This is a genomic window from Acidithiobacillus sp. TH-A36 (assembly GCF_057473445.1).
In genome coordinates this window covers 1-1,782 of sequence record NZ_JBYCKP010000703.1, presented here as the reverse complement: position 1 = coordinate 1,782, position 1,782 = coordinate 1, and the positions used below count along the sequence as shown (strand labels likewise).

The following is a 1,782-nucleotide window of genomic DNA, read 5'->3' as shown; positions in this document are numbered from 1 at the left end:
GCTTCTGGGCCTGCAAGGCGCGCTTCAGACGCCGCAAAGTCCCATCATATTCAGCCGCTATTTCAATGGCCTTGGCTTCATCTTTTTCGCGCAGCTTACGCTCGTGCACCCGTGCCCAGTCCATTTTGTACTGCTGATGACGGTAGTCCCACTCGCGGTAGGGCCAGCCGCCCTTGGGGCCTTTCACCCCCCGACCACTGCCCGCCACCTTGGCCGGCAAAGGAATACCCACACCCACGCGCCCGCCCGTACCCTGAATATCTTCGGGCGGGATTTCCATGTCCGGGTCATTCCCCTCGGCGGCCTGTGGAGTTTCCTTGGGTTTTTCCTGATGACCCGCCGCACCCAGGGCACTGTCGCCCTCCACTTCCGGTCCATCACTGCCGTGTTTTTGCCGGGGATAGACGGGCCTTGCGGCATTGGGAGAATGGCCGGGCAAATAAGCGCGGGCACGCTCCGTGAGGGTCAAAGGCGGCAGGGTGGTTGTGGCATACAAGGCCATAGCCACCCGGAAGGCATCCACAATACCGGCTTCGCTACGGGTCAGATCCGCCAGATCAGGACTCAACCGGCCTTGCTGGTAATCTTCCAGATAACGCTGGGCCTGTTCATAGTAGGCAGCAGCCACACCCTCAGGGAGTCCGTGCTTGCGGGCCGCCCGGACAACCCGGGAGATGTACCCTGGCATTTCCCGATCCAGCGCTACATCTATGCGGAGGTCTTCACACAAATCAAAAATCATCTGGAAACGAATCAGGTCTTCGCCAAACTGGGCAAACAGCGGTCGCCAGGTAATGCGCTGATCGGGGTCCAGGGGTGGATGCTCCATGCCAATTTCCGCAAACAGGGCGTGGATGGCGTCCTGCTCATAACTGTCATAAGCCAGATGCGCACCCGTATGGTAAAAAGCCAGCAGGGCTTCTTCCCGATCCGGCATGACCGCCGGTACAAACAGACTGCGGCCATCGGTTTCCAGAAAACTGCGGCCTCCTTCCAGACTCCAGTCGCCCTCTTCCAAAGGCAAATGCAATCCGGTCCAGGCCTGCAGCAATAAACCAAACAAGCGCTTGTGGGTTCCCATCCGAAAACCGGGCAGCACCTCCAGCAGAAAGCTGCGGGCTTCATCACTTTCCAGACGAAACCAGGCCTCACCCCGAATCCGACCGGCAGCCAGCACATCTGCCCCGCGTCGCGCCCATTCCGCTACACCGTCCAGACCACAGATGCCGCGCACCTTGATGGCGCCATCCAGATAAGTCCCCAGGCCCAGTCGGCCCTTGGCCAGACTGTCAGCAGGCTGCAGCAGGGCAGTCAGGCCAGTGGTACCGTTATCCCCAAAAAGCGTCGCTACCGGCATCCGAAAATAAGCCGCAGCACTATCTACATGACGATCAATCCAGGCCGCCCCCAGCTTGAACCACAGCGCTTCACCTTCGGCCCCCCAGCTTTTACGCACCGTGGCCGCCTGTGCAAAAAAACCGACTACGGCGCGAAAGGTTCCGCGCTGAGTCAGAAACTGCCGCGATTGCTCCAGCCAGGGATCCAGGCCAGCAAAAGCCGCTACCATGTTGGCCGTGGCATGGAAAAAGGCCTTGCCAGCTTCCCGGTCATAAAAGAACAGGTCTCTGCCTGTTTCCAGAAAGCGCAGGGAGGCTTCTTCTCCTAAAGGTGCTACTGCAGGCAGCGCTTCGCGGGCATCCCGTCCGGCCACAAAACTGATGGCCGCCAGATGCTCGAGGATTTCTTCGGTCGCTTCCGACATGAAAGCTCCTTAACGTTCCG

Annotated in this window: 1 protein-coding gene; it reads right to left on the bottom strand. The window is 59.6% G+C overall.

Annotated elements, in window-relative coordinates; genetic code table 11:
• The coding region (locus AC2VLY_RS17525; RefSeq protein ID WP_486922744.1) for a nitric oxide reductase activation protein NorD at nt 1-1,762 on the bottom strand (1,762 nt) is incomplete at its 3' end.
• Nucleotides 1,763-1,782 lie beyond the last annotated feature (20 nt).